This window comes from Nitrospira tepida (assembly GCF_947241125.1).
In the GTDB taxonomy this organism is placed as follows: domain Bacteria; phylum Nitrospirota; class Nitrospiria; order Nitrospirales; family Nitrospiraceae; genus Nitrospira_G; species Nitrospira_G tepida.
This window is the reverse complement of record NZ_OX365700.1, coordinates 1,336,157-1,352,086: the sequence shown is the minus strand read 5'-3', so window position 1 is coordinate 1,352,086 and position 15,930 is coordinate 1,336,157. Positions and strand designations below refer to the sequence as shown.

At 60.9% G+C, this 15,930-nt stretch carries 14 protein-coding genes; 4 read left to right on the top strand and 10 right to left on the bottom strand.

What is annotated here, in order from left to right:
- The first annotated feature begins 86 nt into the window (after window positions 1-86).
- From QWI75_RS06375 to QWI75_RS22695, 4 genes are all read left to right on the top strand, one after another.
- Window positions 87-2,363, top strand: a complete 2,277-nt coding sequence (locus QWI75_RS06375) for a TonB-dependent receptor family protein (protein WP_289267860.1) — start codon at window positions 87-89, stop codon at window positions 2,361-2,363.
- A gap of 61 nt (window positions 2,364-2,424) precedes the next feature.
- Entirely contained in the window at window positions 2,425-2,607 is a 183-nt protein-coding gene (locus tag QWI75_RS06370) for a hypothetical protein (protein WP_289267859.1), read from the top strand.
- A 180-nt stretch (window positions 2,608-2,787) separates the two neighbouring features.
- Window positions 2,788-3,444 carry an HD-GYP domain-containing protein gene (locus QWI75_RS06365; RefSeq protein WP_289267858.1) on the top strand — a complete coding sequence of 219 codons (657 nt, stop codon included), beginning with the start codon at window positions 2,788-2,790 and terminating at the stop codon, window positions 3,442-3,444.
- Window positions 3,445-3,609: 165 nt separating this feature from the next.
- Entirely contained in the window at window positions 3,610-4,389 is a 780-nt protein-coding gene (locus QWI75_RS22695) for a helix-turn-helix transcriptional regulator (protein WP_370693552.1), read from the top strand.
- 42 nt (window positions 4,390-4,431) lie between these two features.
- On the opposite strand, the gene QWI75_RS06360 is transcribed toward QWI75_RS22695, so the two are convergent.
- From QWI75_RS06360 to mreC, 10 genes are all read right to left on the bottom strand, one after another.
- Complete coding sequence (locus tag QWI75_RS06360; protein ID WP_289267857.1) at window positions 4,432-4,623, bottom strand: hypothetical protein; 192 nt, start codon at window positions 4,621-4,623, stop codon at window positions 4,432-4,434.
- A 251-nt stretch (window positions 4,624-4,874) separates the two neighbouring features.
- The gene (gene bfr / locus QWI75_RS06355; RefSeq protein ID WP_289267856.1) at window positions 4,875-5,354 is read right to left on the bottom strand and encodes a bacterioferritin; all 480 of its coding nucleotides are present in this window, start codon (window positions 5,352-5,354) and stop codon (window positions 4,875-4,877) included.
- A 29-nt stretch (window positions 5,355-5,383) separates the two neighbouring features.
- Complete coding sequence (gene bfr, locus QWI75_RS06350) at window positions 5,384-5,860, bottom strand: bacterioferritin (RefSeq protein ID WP_289267855.1); 477 nt, start codon at window positions 5,858-5,860, stop codon at window positions 5,384-5,386.
- A gap of 237 nt (window positions 5,861-6,097) precedes the next feature.
- A complete protein-coding gene (gene topA, locus QWI75_RS06345) occupies window positions 6,098-8,431 on the bottom strand; it encodes a type I DNA topoisomerase (protein WP_289267854.1) in 2,334 nt (777 codons plus the stop codon).
- 131 nt (window positions 8,432-8,562) lie between these two features.
- Complete coding sequence (gene dprA, locus QWI75_RS06340) at window positions 8,563-9,684, bottom strand: DNA-processing protein DprA (RefSeq protein WP_289267853.1); 1,122 nt, start codon at window positions 9,682-9,684, stop codon at window positions 8,563-8,565.
- A 75-nt stretch (window positions 9,685-9,759) separates the two neighbouring features.
- On the bottom strand, window positions 9,760-11,268 hold the full coding sequence (locus QWI75_RS06335; protein ID WP_289267852.1) for an Rne/Rng family ribonuclease: 1,509 nt from the start codon (window positions 11,266-11,268) through the stop codon (window positions 9,760-9,762).
- 247 nt (window positions 11,269-11,515) lie between these two features.
- Entirely contained in the window at window positions 11,516-12,637 is a 1,122-nt protein-coding gene (rodA, locus tag QWI75_RS06330) for a rod shape-determining protein RodA (protein WP_289267851.1), read from the bottom strand.
- Window positions 12,637-14,511, bottom strand: a complete 1,875-nt coding sequence (gene mrdA, locus QWI75_RS06325; RefSeq protein ID WP_289267850.1) for a penicillin-binding protein 2 — start codon at window positions 14,509-14,511, stop codon at window positions 12,637-12,639. Before mrdA ends, rodA begins: the two co-directional genes overlap by 1 nt.
- 35 nt (window positions 14,512-14,546) lie before the next feature.
- Entirely contained in the window at window positions 14,547-15,056 is a 510-nt protein-coding gene (locus tag QWI75_RS06320; RefSeq protein ID WP_289267849.1) for a hypothetical protein, read from the bottom strand.
- Window positions 15,053-15,928 carry a rod shape-determining protein MreC gene (gene mreC, locus QWI75_RS06315; RefSeq protein WP_289267848.1) on the bottom strand — a complete coding sequence of 292 codons (876 nt, stop codon included), beginning with the start codon at window positions 15,926-15,928 and terminating at the stop codon, window positions 15,053-15,055. The genes QWI75_RS06320 and mreC overlap by 4 nt, the downstream gene beginning before the upstream one ends.
- Window positions 15,929-15,930: the final 2 nt, after the last annotated feature.

Below are 15,930 nucleotides of genomic sequence, written 5' to 3'. Positions count from 1 at the left end.
GTTCTTTTTGTAGGTGCTTATTGAGAATAGGAACTAATTTTAATATCAAACTTGTGGCAGCGGCGACCCTGTCGTGGGCGCTCGCGATGCCTTCGGGACTCACGCCTCACGCCTTTGCGCAGTCGCCATCGGCCACGGAGCAGTCGGAGGGATCTCCGAAAAGCGAGGACGCTCGTGGCGAGGAGCCAGCTCAAGCTAAAGAGGAGGAAAAGCCCATCAAGATCCCCCTGACGGAGGTCATCGGGACCGCTCCTGATGCGTTGGAGCATATTCCGGGCTCCGGACGCGTCATCACGAAAGAATCCATCGAGCAGAACCATCGCTTCACCATCAACGAGGCCCTGCGCGAGGTGCCGGGCGTCAACGTGCGGGACGAGGATGGATTGGGAATCAGGCCGAACATCGGGATCAGGGGACTTGACCCGACCCGCAGCCGCAAGGTGCACATCATGGAAGACGGGGTGCCGATCATGCTGATGCCCTACGGCGACCCCTCGTCCTATTACTTTCCTCCGATCTTCCGGTTCGACCGGATCGAGGTCCTGAAGGGCAGCGGGCAGTTGCTCTTCGGACCACAGAACATCGGCGGCGTGATGAACCTGATTACGCGCATGCCGCCCACCACGCCTCAGGGCAATTTTCAGTTCTGGGGCGGCAATTTGAATTACATCAACACTCATTTTGACTACGGGGGCACCTGGGGCAAGACCGGATATTTGGTTGACTACACCCACTATCAAAGCGATACGCCTCGGTTTACCAACGTCCGGGCCAAGGTCGATGACCTGACCTTCAAAACCGTGCACGAGCTGAGCGATCGGACCCAGATCCTGGCCAAGTTCAACTACTATCGGGAGGATTCCGGCATCGGCTATCAAGGCCTGACCGAGGCCATGTATGCGACGCAAGACCCTCGCACCACGCCGTTCAACAATGACAACTTTGACTTCACGCGCATCGGCTTCCATGTTGCCGTCAACCACATGTTCACGGCCAACCTGACCTCGACCACCAATTTCTTCGGCCACTACATCGCACGTGACTGGACGAGGCAAGCCCAGCAGGGCGTGGATGTCAACGGGAACCCCGTGGGCGGCGTTCAGCTCGGCAATTCCTTGCCCGCCACCTCCTTTGCCGTCGTCCCGGCAAACCAGCGGTTCACCAACGCCCGGGAATACTGGGTCTACGGCATCGAGCCACGGTTCCACTATATCCACAAGCTGTTCGGCATCAGCGCGGAAGCGGATTTCGGGGCCCGTTATATGTGGGAACAATCCGACCGTATCCAGTTTCGGAATTTCGCATCGGGCGTCGGAACCCCCTTCGGTTGCTTCAACAATACGCCTGGCGCCACGACCTGCTTGGGAGAGAGCAATCTCCGCACGACGAACGCCTATGCCATGTTTTTCCAAGAACGGTTGATCATGGGCCAATTTACCCTCACGCCGGGGTTCCGGGTTGAGCATATCAACTTCGATCAGAACAACCGGCTGGCCAACAACGGCGACGGGGCGTTCGGCAAAAACCATTTTACCGAGGTCTTGCCGGGCATCGGCGCCACCTATTCGTTCAACAAGAACCATATGGTCTTCGCAGGGGTGCACCGCGGCATGTCGCCGCCGCAGATTTCCGACACGGTCACGGGGACCGGCGCAGTGGTCGACCTGGATCCCGAGTTGAGCTGGACCTATGAGATCGGAACCAGGGGCAACCCGACTCCCTGGTCCGGCTATGAGTTGACCTTCTTCTGGCTGGACTTCGAGAACCAGATCATCTCCCAATCGGTGGCGGGAGGGGTCGGCGCCACGCTCACCAGCGCGGGCAAGACCATGCATCGCGGAATCGAATTCGCCACCAAATTGGATCTCTTGGACGCCGTGACCGGCCAGAACCGAGATCAGGACGTGATCTTCGACATCAACTATACCTGGGTGGCCGATGCGGAATTCCGAGGGACCCGGAACAGCTCCATCACCGGAGCCGCCCTGCTCCCGGGAGAAGCGGCCACCGTCAGCGTGAGCGGCAACCGGCTGCCCTATTCTCCCCGACATATGCTGACGGCCGGATTGGGGTATACCCATCGGCCGTTTGGATTCAGCGCTCGGCTGGAAACCCAATGTCTGAGTGACATGTTCGGGGACGACCGGAATACGGTCACTCCCACGCCGAACGGACAGCGCGGGCTGATCCAGGGCTGGTGCGTGCTCAACGCCGCGATCAACCAATATGTGAAGCCGATCAAGACCACGTTCTTCTTCGTCGGCAAGAACATGCTGGATCAAACGTTCATCGTCGATCGCACCCGCGGGATTTATGCGGGCTTGCCGGCGCTCTGGCAGGCCGGAGCCAAGTGGACGTTTTGACGTTCTGAGGAGATTCGCCGACCGATCTGGATAGATCGGATAGACGGAAAGGCTCAGCACCATGATTCAACGGGCCGTTCGGGACAGCAGCCACATCGACCATGGTGAGGACATTCGCTGCAATTGCGGACAGCTTGTCGCCCGCTGGGTGAACGGCAGCATCGAGGTCAAGTGCAAGCGGTGCCGGCGTCTCGTACGGATCGCGGTGCCGAGAGGCAGAGCCTCTCCGGCGACCGCGTCCTAACCGTCCGGCAGACAGACGTGGGCGCCGGCTGAACGGCGGCCCAATGTCGAGAGGCCAGAGGTTGTGAACCCAGAGCCCACGATCGTGTCATGCGGTCGTGGGCTTTTTTTCATGACTGAACTTGAAGAGGACGCATCCATGTCACGCGACAACCAGAGATACCCGGTGGGAAGAGGCAACATGCTGAGCATCCTGAGCGATTTGAAAGCGCTGGATTTTGGACGGCCGTCCTGCGGCATCCATTGGAGCGCCATTTCGCGCGTGATCCGGGAGCTGGAAACCTTGATCGATCGGGTTTCCCCGCGCCACCAAGGTCACGGCCGACGCACGGCCGACCTTGCTCACCGGCTGGGCCTGGCGCTGGGCCTTTCCTGCGACGAACTCCGAGACCTTACCCTGGCCGCGCTCCTTCACGATATCGGCCTGTTGACACTCCCGCCGGACCTCGTGAAGGAGCACCGCGAACTCTCGCCCCAGGAATTCGCCCGGTACCAAAATCACCCTCGAGCCGGGGCCGAACTTTTGGAGCCGATTTCGTTCTTGAAGCGGCCGGCGCTGTGGATCGCCCACCACCATGAACGGTGGGACGGCTGCGGATACCCCTATGGGCTGCGCGGCGAGTTCATCCCGCTGGGGTCCCGGATCTTGGCCGTCGCCGATACGTTCGACGTCTATCGCTCACACTCCTTGAGCCCCTCCGCCTCCAGTACCGCAACGGCGAGCGCGCTTCTGCAAATCGTCGCCGGCGCGCAACTGGATCCCGGGCTGGTTGAGCGGTTTTTGCAGATCGTCTCGACGCTCACCCTGGCCGACCCGACCTGCTCCGAATCCCATTAGGTATCCCGGATGAGCCACCCGAGGATCCATATGAATGATCGACCGCCGTCCAACATGGCCGCCTTCACTTCTGAAAGAGGCGGAGTCGTGCCCCTCCGCCTCCCGGGCGAGGCGCCCGAGCCCTCCGATGGGTCCCCCGCCCACCCTTTGTGCCGATGGTCATAAATGCAAGAGTTCAGAGAGCAAGATGGTTCATTCCTGTCATTCATCTCCGATGAAGTTTCGATGCCGCACCTAACCAGCAGGGCGCTGTACCGAAACAAGGCCCAAGCCTGGGCCAGTTGGCTTGACGAATTGCGCCGCCATTCGCCCGAATGGGCGGCGCAACTGGCTGAGGCGCGCACGAGACAGGAACTGGGGCACATCGTCTCTCGCCTTGCGATGCAATTAACGGAACAAATCGCGCCCCGGGACCATCCGCCGACGACGTTGCGTGAGCGCATTCGCATGTTCATGACCGACAACCTCCATCGCGGCTTGACATTGAAGGATCTGTCCGCATTTCTTGGATACTCAGAAAAATACTGCTCCGAATTGTTTCGGAAAGTCATGGGAGAGCCGTTTTCGCAATGGCTGAAGCATCTCCGGATTCAGGAAGCACGGCGCCTGTTGGAGGACAGTCGCGCATCGATGGCCGACGTCGCGGAATTATTGGGCTTCTCGGATCAATTCGCGTTCAGCCACTTCTTCAAGAAAGTCGTCGGCTGCTCGCCAAGACAATTCAGAACCCGGCTGCCGCATCCAGCTTGTCCACAAGATTCCGGCTTGTCATCCCAGACGAACGGAGGCTGTCGCACAATCCACGTGAGGCATGCTGATGCCGCCTCGCCCACTGCACCACCTGTTGACATTCGGCGGAGAACACGACATCCGCAAACAGCGAGGCCAATCCCTTCGCCCCGGCAACCTCGAGCTGACCGAATCGGCAGGATGGGCGCAGGATGAAATCGCCGTGTTCCCCTGGATGGACGTCATCTTGGGCGGGCGCTACACGACCAACAGCGAATACGGCGGGTTTTTCTCGCCCAAAACCACGTTTTGCTCAAGCCCGGCAACTTCCGCGGCCGCTTCACCTATACCCGCGGGTTCCGCAGTCCCACGCTGACCGATATCTCGTCCTTTTTCCTCGAGGGTGGCGGCATCGGGATCGTCGGCAATCCGAAGCTGGAACCCAAACATCGACGAACCTACACCGCCTCGCTCTTCAGTTCGACTATCTGCTTAGGAACGAGGTGCAAGTGTACGCGGGAACGGACAACGTGACTGAATCCCGCATGAACGTGAGCGCCTCCCGGGTCCCGCTTCCGGGAGAACATTTGTATTACGTGGGGATGAGGATGGCGCTATAAAGCGCCGGTGAGTCCTGCCTTGCTCCTGTCAACACAGAGGGACCCGGAAGCGACCTTCCGGGTCCCCGGCGCGCAACCTCCTTACGAGCCTTCTTTGCGCAGTTGTTCGGCCAGGTAACGCTCAAGCCCGACCTGCTTGACCGCTTCCAGTTGCGTTTCGAACCAATCGACATGCTCTTCGGAGTCGATGACCATATGTTCGAGCAGATGCCGCGTCGTGAAATCGCCCACTTTGGCGCAATGGGCGATCGCCTCGCGCAGGAGCTGCACGTCGTCCAGTTCGAACTTGAGATCGGCCTTGAACAGCTCGGCGACGGTCGCCCCGGACGCGACATGGTCCAGTCGCTCGACGTTCGGCGCTCCGTCGAGATACAGAATATGATCGATCAACCCGGAGGCATGCCCGACCTCTTCCGTGGCCGTTTCCTTCAAATGGTGCTCCAACCGCTCATACCCCCAATTGCCGCACAAGGCCGCATGCAGCAAGTATTGATGGACGGCCGTCAGCTCAGCCGTTAGGATCTTGTTGAGTCGATCAACGACGCCTTCTTTCGCTTTCATGTTCGATCCTCCGATCGGCTGTCGATGGGTCAGCCGTCCTTCTTGATTTGTTCGGCCAAGTAATTCTCCAGGCCGATCTGCTTGATCGTTTCCATCTGTGTCTCGATCCAATCGATGTGGTCATCCACATCTTTGGCCATGTCTTCGAGCATGTGCCGGGTCGTGAAATCACCGACTTTGGTGCAATGCACCACGCCGTCGCTCAGCAGCTTGAGCATGTCCTGCTCCGCCTTGAGATCCAGCTTGAATTGCTCGGGCACTTCCTCGCCGACGTTCACCGTGTTCAGGCGCTGGACGTTCGGCACGCCTTCCAGGTAGAGGATGTGCTCGATCAACTTCTCGGCGTCCTTCATCTCGTCGATGCTCCGCTCGCGCACTTTGTGGTGGAGCCGTTCGTATCCCCAGTTCTCGCACATTTTGGCATGCACGAAATACTGATTGATGGCGGTCAGGTCCGCTGTCAACACCTTGTTGAGAATATCGATCACGCCCTCTTTCGCTTTCATGGCATCCGGCCTCCTTGTCTAAAATGGAATGGAAGACGCGCGGCATGAAATCATTATCGACAGAATGACCGCACAGGTCAATAGCTTTCATAGGTATAAGTTACTAGCACTGAAAATTGTTCTCAAGATCACGCCGTTGTCCGGCGTTCATGCGGCGAGACGTGAGTCTCGCCACCAAGAATCGGCGATGACAAAACGGAAGGCGATGAACGGAGAAGGCGGGAACCGGCGGAGTGTTTAGCTGGCTTCCTTGTATCCGCAGTCGGCGTTGACGCAGCGGACGGTGGTGGCATCCTTGCCGACTTTCTCGACCAGAAACGGGGCGCTGCAACTGGGGCACGCCTTCTGAACCGGACGGTCCCACAAGGCGTACTCGCATTTGGGATAGCGCGAGCAGGCGTAGAACACCCGCCCCTTTCGCGTTCGCTTTTGGACCAAATCGCCGTCGCAGCCCGGGGCCGGGCATTTGACGCCGACCGAGAGCGCCCGGGTCGTTTTGCAGCCCGGATAGCCGGAGCAGGCGAGGAATTTCCCGAAGCGCCCGCTCTTGATCACCATCGGGCTGCCGCACTTGTCGCATCGCTCGCCGGTCGTGACCTCCTCTTTCGGGACGATCTTGATGGTGCCGTCCGGCAGGCGCTCAAAATTCTGGGTGTTCTTGCAAGGCGGATCTTCGTTGTAGCCGGGGCAGGCCAGGAACTTGCCGTTGCGCCCCCACTTGATGATCATCATGCGTCCGCACCGGTCGCAGGGGATGTTCGTGGGCGGTTCGACGATTTCCTTGGGCCCGGGAATCTGTTCCGCGACCTGCATGTCGCGCGTGAAGGGATTGTAGAAGTCACGAACCGCGTCCACCCATTCCTTGTTGCCCTCCTCGACCTCGTCCAGCTCCTGCTCCATTTGAGACGTGAAGTCCACGTTGAGCAGATCCGGAAACCCCTTCTCGAGAAAGTCATTCACCGTGCGGCCCGTCTCGGTCGGAATGAACCGGCCTTCTACCTTCTCGACATACTTGCGGTCCTGGATGGTTGAGATGATCGTCGCATAGGTGGAGGGGCGGCCGATTCCCTTCTCCTCGAGTTCTCGGATGAGCAGCGCTTCATTGTACCGAGGAGGCGGCTGCGTGAAATGCTGCTTCGGAAGCACGCCGCTCTCCACCCCTTCTCGGGACACCAATCGCAGCCGCTCGCCCTCCTCCAGCCGCGGCAAGTGCCCGTCCGGCGCGTCCTCCGTTTCTTCGCCGCTTTTCTGATTTTGAGCCGGCACGTCCGAATCCTTTCCCTCTAAATAAACCGCCGTGTGACCGGGGAACTTCACGACGGTGCCGGTGGCGCGGAAAATATAGTCGTCCGGCACTCCCACAGGGGCGGTATCCACGCGGGTGACATCCAAAATTGCGGGCGTCATCTGCGACGCGACGAATCGATTCCAGATCAGCTTGTAGAGCTGGTAGACGTCCGGCTCCAAATATTGCCGGATGGACTCCGGATCGCGAAAGACAGAGGTCGGACGAATCGCCTCGTGAGCCTCCTGCGCCGCCTTCTGCGTCTTATACACGTTCGGCGCCGCCGGCAGATAGTCGGGCCCGAACCGCTCCCGGATCAGCTCCCGCGCGGCTTCCATCGCTTCCTGGGCAATCCGCGTCGAGTCCGTCCGCATGTAGGTGATCAGGCCCACAGGCCCTTCCGAGCCGACCTCGATGCCTTCGTACAGTTGTTGCGCGAGCGCCATGGTCTTCTTCGGCGTGAACCGCAGCTTGCGGGCCGCTTCCTGCTGGAGCCGGCTGGTAATGAACGGCGCGACGGGGTTCCGCCTCTTTTCCTTCCGCTCAACGGAACGGACGACGAATTCTCTTCCTTGCACGGCGGCGACCACACGTTCCGCCTCCTGGGCCGAGGAAATCGACGCCTCCTGCCCGTTGATCGAATGCAGCTTGGCGTCGAATGCCGGGGGATTGGCGCCCTGGAGCGTCGCCGTAACGGACCAGTATTCTTCCGGCCTGAAGGCTTCCCGTTCTTTTTCGCGCTCGCAGATAAGCTTGACCGCGACGGACTGCACCCGCCCCATGCTGAGCCCCCGCCGGACCTTCTTCCACAATAACTGGCTCCCTTGATAGCCCACGATCCGATCAAGCACGCGGCGGGCCTGCTGGGCGTTCACCAGCTTCATGTCGATCTGTCCGGGTGATTGGAGCGCCCGCTTGATCGCCGACTCGGTGATTTCATTGAACAGCACGCGGAAAATCCGTTCGTTGTTCTTCTTCTTGGACTTGCCGCCGATCTCCTGCGCGATATGCCAGGCAATGGCCTCACCTTCCCGGTCGGGGTCCGGGGCCAAGTAAACCTTATCCACTTCCTCCGCCTTCTTCTTGATGTCGGACAGGACCTTGGCCTTGCCCTTGATCGTGACGTAGTGGGGAGTAAACTCTCGTTCGATATCCACGCCGAGCTTGCTGGTCGGAAGGTCCTTGACGTGACCGACCGAGGCCATGACCGTATACCCGCGCCCGAGATACTTGGTGATGGTCTTGGCCTTTGCAGGGGACTCGACGATGATCAGCGACTTGGCCATGCACACCCTTTTGCGTCGGTGTTGAACAACCACTCCCTCAAGGGGACTCCGTCCTTACCTTCTACTCCATCTTCCATGGTTCTCTCAACTATCTCAGGAGAAATAGTCCGGGTCATCGCGCTCGGCGTCAATTATAACCGAAGAACAAATTGCCCGGGTAATTGTTGAATGAGCCCCTTCATCTCGAGCGAGAGGAGCGCGGCCGACACCGAAGCCGGGCCAAGTTGGATCCGAAGCGCGAGCTCATCGATGTGCAGAGGATCGGCCGACAGCGCCGCGATCACGCGCGCTTCGTCCTCCGACAACGGGGAGATCGGCTTTATTGAAAGGTTCTGCGGCGCGGCAAGCCGCCGGCGCATCGGCTCGTCCAATTGAGGCAACAGTTCATCGATCACGTCCTGCGCGTTCTCGACCAGCTTGGCCCCGTCCTTGATCAGCCGATGCGGGCCGCGACTGGTCCCGGCTCGAACCGACCCGGGAAGCGCAAAGACTTCCCGGCCCTGTTCTCCGGCCAAACGCGCGGTGATCAACGATCCGCTGTCCATCGCCGCCTCTGTCACGACAACGCCCAACGAGAGGCCGCTGATGATACGGTTCCGTCGAGGAAAATGATAGCTGTGCGGAGGAGCCCCAAGCGCCAGTTCCGACAGGACCGCTCCCTGCGCTTCGATGTCCCGGCGCAACTTCTCATGCTCCGGCGGATAGGTGCGGTCGATCCCGCAGCCCAAGACGGCGATCGTTCGCCCTCCGGCCTCCAGCGCGCCACGATGGGCCGCCGCGTCGATCCCGCGCGCCAATCCGCTGACGATGGTGAACCCGGCCTGCGCCAGGTCGCGGCTGAGTTGTTCCGTGACGGCGCGGCCCTGCGGCGTCGACCGGCGCGAGCCGACGATTGCCACGGCATGCGCATCAGCGGGATCCAACCTCCCGGCCAGATAGAGCAACGGGGGAGGATCGGCAATGTGCCTGAGCCGCTCCGGGTACTCCCCGTCCAGACAGGAGAGCACGGTGATCCGGAGCTGATGGATCTGCGCGATCTCTCGCTCGATCTGTTCGGCCGTGCGGAGATCCACTCCGCGGACAATGGCGGCGGCCAGCGCCGGGCTGCATCCCCGTTCCCGTAACACGTCGGCCGAGGCTGAAAGGACCGCTTCCGGCGAGCCGAAGGCTCCGGCAAGTTGCGCCAACGTCGCCGGACCGATACGCTCGATGGCCCGCAACGTCAGCCAGGCCTGTAACGATTCGTCGTTCACGCCCGGACCTGCGATGACGCTGCACGGCAACCAGCACGCATCCCATGGTTCAACGACGCCGCGTTACCGGCGCCGTCAGAGTGTCGCGATGTCGAACTGCTCGATGTGCAGGCTGGCATCGGGAGTGACGATGATTTTGCACGAGGAAGCCCGCTCGAGTTCTTCCAATCCTTGCCGTTCCTGATCCTGAAGGACATCGGCCACGGCTGGATTGGCGCCCACCACGATGCGCTGGTGGTCCGGCGAACGCCCGAGCTTGCGCATTTCCTTGAAGATCTCATAGGCGACGGAGGTCGGCGACTTCGTGTAGCCCCGCCCGTCGCAGTAATGGCAGGGTTCCGACATCGCGCGCAGCAGATCCTCGCGGACCCGCTCGCGGGAAATTTCGATCAATCCCAGGTCGGAGATCCGGGATATTCGCGTTCTGGCTTTATCGGCGGACATCGCATCGACCAGCGCATGGTACACCTTGTCCCGATTGCGCTCCCGCTCCATATCGATGAAATCGACGATGATGATGCCGCCGATGCCCCGCAGCCGCACTTGATAGGCGATCTCCTTGGCGGCTTCCAGGTTATTCCGCAAAATGGTCTCTTCCTGGTCCCGCTTGCCGACGAACCGGCCGGTATTGACGTCGATCACGGTCATGGCCTCGGTATGGTCGATCACAATATGGCCGCCCGACTTGAGCCACACCTTCCGGCTCAGCGCCCGCGCGATCTCCTGCTCGATGCCGAGATGCTCGAACAGCGGATCCTGTTTCTCGTAGGGCTGAATCCGCGACGTCAGTTCGGGAAGAAAGCGGTTGACGAAATCCCGGATCGCTTCATATTCCGTCCGGGAATCGATCAACAACCGGTCCACCTTCTTCGAAAACATGTCCCGGACGACCCTGAAACTCAGAGACAGATCCGAATGCAACAGCGCGGGCGCCGGCGACTGGTCGCGTTTGGTCAGAATGTCCTGCCACAAGACATGGAGAAACTCGACGTCGGCCCGCAACTCGTCTTCCTTCACCCCCTCGCTCACCGTCCGGACGATGTACCCGCAGCCCGGCTTGCGCAGATGCTTCATGATGTCCTTGAGCCGGGCGCGCTCCTCGTCCTTGGCGATGCGCCGCGAGACGCCGATGTGCTCCACGTTCGGCATGAACACCAGATAGCGTCCGGGGAGGGACACGTAGCCGGTGACCCGCGGCCCTTTGGTGCCGATCGGACCTTTCGAAATCTGGACCATGATGTCCTGCCCTTCGGCCAGGAGCTGCTCGATCGGCTTGACTCCCTGTCGCTTGGGACGCGGCATTTCCGGGGCTTGATCGTCGTCCTCGCTGTCGAACAACGTATCCCCCGGCCCCGCATCGGTGCAGACATCCGACGCATGCATGAAGGCCGATTTGTCCAGTCCGAGATCGATGAAGGCCGCCTGCATGCCTGGCAGCACCTTCGCCACCCGCCCCTTGTAAATATTTCCGACGAAATCCTGGTGCTTGGCCCGATCGTTAAACAGATCGGTCACGACGCCGTTGTCGAGCACCGCGACGCGGGTTTCCTCCCGCGCCACATTAATCGCAATCTCCAATCCCATGGGTCACACTCCTCACTAAAGTTTGATCGCCGCGGAGAGCCCGCATCCCTGACGGGGCGCACCAGACAGGCAATCGGAACACATCAGGCCTGTCGTGGCTCTCCGGCCGCGCAAGTCGCTCGAATAATCCCCGAAGACCGCCGCGATCCGTTCGATCCCAGCGGCCCCTCTATTGTAGAGGCTACCGATGCAAAAATCCCTCACCCGCAGTCTTCACGAGAGTCGTGATATTTCCACCCAAGGCGGGCTAATAGAACAGCGCCAACCGGCGCCGCTTCACATTCAACAGCAGGCCCAGGGCCGCCAGCGTGGTCACCGTCGCGCTCCCACCGTAACTGACCAGCGGAAGGGGGATCCCCACGATCGGAAACATGCCTGCAGTCATGCCGATGTTCACGACCATGCAGAAACACAGCATGGCCACCACCCCCGCCGCCAAGAGCGAGCCCAACAGATCCTTGGCGCGGAGCGCGATCTCCACCGACAGTAAAATCAAGATCAAAAACAGCGCCAGCAGGACGACGACTCCGGCGAATCCCCATTCCTCCGCAAACACCGCGAACACGAAATCGGTATGGCCTTCCGGCAGAAATTTGAGCTGGCTTTGCGTCCCGCCGTACAGCCCCTTGCCCAACAGCTCGCCGGACCCGATCGCGATCTTGGATTGCAAGGCATGGTACCCTTTTCCGCCCGGATCGTAGGCTGGATCGACGAACGTCATGATCCGCTGCCGCTGATAGTCGTGCAGGGAGTTCCACATGACCTCCCAGGCGAACGGGAACAACATGAGCGAAAACAACAGAATGATCCCGAGCGCTTTGGAACGCATGCCGACCACGAGGAGCATGGCCGCATAGACGGCCAGGAAGCTCAACCCGCTGCCCAGGTCCGGTTGCTTGAGGATCAGGAGCAACCCCGGAAGCATGATGGCGCCGGGAATCAGCACCCGCTGTATCCACCCGCTCCGAGGGGCGGCCGCATAGTAACTGGCCAACACCAGGATGAGGACCAGCTTCGCGAACTCCGAAGGCTGAAAGGCAAACGGCCCGATCGGAATCCAGCGCTGCGCGCCCCGGCTGCTCTTGCCCATGAACAGGACCACGACCAGCAAGACCAGCACGATCGCATACAGCACGTACGAGAGCCGCGCGATCTTGTGATAATCGACCGCCAGCATCAACATGAACGCGACGGCGCCGAGCCCGATCCAGATGATCTGTTTGAGATAGAACGGCAGGCTGGCCCCAGGCTGAGTGTAGGTTACGCTGTAGATCGACAAGACTCCGATCGCCAGCACGGCGCCGATCACGGCGATGAATTGCCAGTCGAAGGGATCGAACCGCCGTTCGTCGATCATGCGGGAAATCATCAGCGGGGCTCCTGGATCGGCTCATTTCGCTGGGTGGGAGGCGTCATGATTCCGCCCATGACGACCGGCGCCTTCGGCGCCATGGTGAAATAGGCTTCAATGACTTCCTTGGCCAGGGGGGCGGCGGCCGAGCCGCCATGGCCCATGTGTTCGGCCAGCACGACAACGGCGATCCGCGGAGACTCGACCGGCGCATACGACACGAACCACGCGTGGTCCCGAAATTTCTTGGGAATGTCCTTCTCCGGTCCTGTCCGAAGGGCGGCCGTCTGCGCCGTACCGGTCTTGCCCGCGATGTTCACGATCGGTGACTTGGCGCGGGTCGCCGTTCCCCGGCTGACCACATCGGCCAGGCCCTTCTGGATGGCCTTCAAGGTCTCCGCCTTGATGGGCAGGGTTTCTTTGGGCAGGGTCGGCGTCTCCTGCCATTGCCCGGTGGTCCGGTCCAGCACAGCCTGAATCAACCGAGGCCGAAACAACACGCCGTTGTTGGCCACCGCCCCGACCAGGCTCGCCATTTGGAGAGGCGTCACCGTCACATATCCCTGTCCGATGGCGACCGAAATCGTCTCGCCCGGATACCAGGGTTCGCCCCTCACCCGCTCTTTCCAGGCGGTGGACGGCACAATCCCGACCCGTTCCGAGGGCAGTTCGATGCCGGTCTCCCGCCCCAGCCCGAACATCCGGGCGAACTGGGCGATGGTGTCGATGCCCATCCGCTGTCCCACCGTATAGAAATACACGTCGCAGGAATGCACGATGGCTTCATGCAGATCGACCGATCCATGGCCGCCTGCTTTCCAATCGCGGAAGAGCCGCTTGCCGAACTGATACCCGCCGTTGCAGTACACGGGCGTGGCCGGCGACACCGTATGGCTTTCGAGCGCCGCGGCGGCCATGACGATCTTGAACGTCGATCCCGGCGGATACTGCCCTTGGATCGCCCGATTCGTCAGCGGCCGGCGCTCGTTCTGGACGATCTCTTCCCACTGCTTGGCCGTCAATTCGCGAGACATCAGGTTCGGGTCGAACGCGGGGCGGCTGGCCAACGCCAAGACTTCCCCCGAGGTCGGATCGAGCGCGACGATCGCCCCGTCCTCCTCGCCCAGGAGCTGCTCAGCCAGCTTTTGCAGGCGGGCATCGATCGTCAAATAGAGGTCATCGCCCGATCGCGGCTTGTCCACGAAGACGGTTCGTTTCGCGTGGCCGAGCGCGTCGACCTCCACGCTCTTCTGCCCTGACCGCCCGCGGAGCAGGCGATCGAAGGTCTTCTCCACCCCATATTGGCCGACCAAACTCCCTTGATGCAGGTCTTCCGAGTCCCCTCGCTCCAATTGCTCCGCCGACACCTCCCCCACATAGCCGATCAGGTGTCCGCCCACGACTCCTTCCGGATAGTTGCGTTGCGATTCGACCTGAATCATCACGCCCGGGAGCTGCAAGCGATGCGATTCGATCAACGTCGCTTCTCTGAGCGTCAGGCGATCCTTGACCTTGCGCGGAAGCAGCTTGGGTCCCTTGACGGAGAGTTTCTTTTCGATCAGCTCCGGATCAAGGCCGATCAACACGCTCAGGCGCGCCGCCAACTCGGCCCGGTCCTTGACGTCTTCCAACGTGACGTACAGGGTGAAGCTGGGGACGTTGTTGGCCAACAGCACGCCGTTACGGTCATAGATGAGGCCCCGCGCCGGTTCCAACAGCACGGTTCGAGTTCGATTGTTCTCCGACAGGTCGCGATAGTAGACCCCGTCGCGCACCTGGAGATACCAGAGACGGACTCCCAAGAGGACCACGACCAATAACAGCCCGATGCGCAGGATCGCCAGCCGTCGCTGGATTTCCCCCAGTTCCGCATCCGACGTCCCGTAACTCATGGGAACTCTCTCCCCGAAACCCGACAGGCGAGGCTTCAATCCTCTCGCAACACCGAAGGGTGGAAGGAATAGTATCTGGCCGCCACCTGCCGGACGCCCCAAAACACGGCGACGGCCAAGATCGCGTCCAACAGGGCCTGGGGCAGCAAGAGCGTCGGCACCGCGAGCACCGCATCCCACAGCGCGTGGCCGCGGGCCAGATACAGAAAGGCCAACCCGCTCAGCGCGGACAGCAGGACCACGGCCATGGCTACAACGGTCGACGACACCTGGACGACCTGCCGGCCGATCAGGCCGGCCAAGATGCCTAAGACTCCCTTCGTCACCAAATTCGGAAACGCCACTCCCGCTGAGAACAGGTCCTGGATAAACCCGAGCAGGATGCCCATCAAGGCCCCTTCGAGCTCATCCGTCAACAACCCGATCAGGCAGACCGCCACCAGAATAAGGTCCGGTTCGACCAAGGTGGTGCTGGCGCGGCCCAACACCGTGGTCTGAAGCGGCACCAGCAGGAAACAGAGACTCAGATACACCCAGAATTTCATGGGGTCGTCTTTGGCGTTCTCTTGGGGGCGAGTTGGAAGGTATCGGACTCTGGCGCGTCGGGCAGTTTGGTGATGACGAGGACTTCCTCCAATTTCGAGAAATCGGCCGCCGGTTCGACTTCCGCGACCTGAAAGCCTTCGCCTTCCTCCTTTTCGATCTTCGTCACCACGCCCACGGGCAACCCACGGGGAAACCCGCCGACCAATCCGGAGGTCACGATCCAATCCCCTGTTCGGACGCCCGAGAGGAGCGGAATGTATTTCATTCGGATGGACCGTTGAGGCGTGCCTTCGACAATGCCTTCATCTCGCGTCCGTTGCAACAGCGCGGCCAGGGCGTTATTGGGGTCCGTCAGGAGCAACACGACGGCCGTGGAGCCGGTCGTCTTCACCACCCGGCCGACGACCCCCGCGGGCGTCATCACCCCCATTTCCGGTTGGATGCCTTCCGATTCACCCTTATCCAATAACACGGCCTGATACCAGTTCGTGGCGTCTTTCCCGATGACGCGGGCCGCCACCGTGTCGAACCCGGCCCGTTCCTTGAACTCCAGCAGGGCGGCCAGCCGTTGTCCGGCGGCCGCCGCTTCCCGCAATTGATTGTTCTGTTCGCGGAGCAGCGCCGTTTCACGCTCCAACCGCTGGTTCTCTTCGTAGACGTAGCGGAGCGCCACATACCCGTCCCAGAGGTCCGTCACGGCGGTGGTCAGAGAGGACCAGGCTTCCAGAGGCCAGGCCAAAACATGGCCGAGCGGCCCGCCGAACTGGAGCAGAATCCCTTGAGTCTGAGCCGGCAGCAACAGGAGGAGGAACAGCAGGAGGGTCACCAGCCCCAGGAACCACCGCCTGGAGCCGTATGTCAGGCGCACCATTG